Origin of the sequence: Paraburkholderia sp. SIMBA_027 (assembly GCF_046535315.1) — a bacterium.
Lineage (GTDB): Bacteria > Pseudomonadota > Gammaproteobacteria > Burkholderiales > Burkholderiaceae > Paraburkholderia > Paraburkholderia tropica.
Genome location: NZ_JAWRWY010000444.1, coordinates 1 through 277 on the forward strand (window position 1 = coordinate 1; position 277 = coordinate 277).

The 277-nt window shown below is 59.6% G+C and carries 1 protein-coding gene; it reads right to left on the reverse strand.

Annotated elements, in window-relative coordinates:
- Positions 1–277, reverse strand: a 277-nt coding sequence (locus SB764_RS39760) for a circularly permuted type 2 ATP-grasp protein (RefSeq protein ID WP_410866720.1), incomplete at both ends; no start/stop codon positions are given.

The following is a 277-nucleotide window of genomic DNA, read 5'->3' on the forward strand; positions in this document are numbered from 1 at the left end:
CTTGCCGGTGCAGCCGGGAGGGGCGAGCGAGGCGAGGGACTGGCGCAGGAGGTAGGGATAGTCCTCCACCCGCCGGACCTTGTTTTCATGGAAGAGTTCCGGGAACATCTGCATCATCGTTTCACGGTTTTCCAGCATGTAGCTGACACCGGACGGTGTGCGGGCATTGTCTTCCAGAACATAGAACTGGTCTTCGCCGGTGCGGACGATATCCGTGCCGACAATATGGGTATAAACGCCGCCGGGCGGAGTGAAGCCGATCATTTCCGGCAGGAAG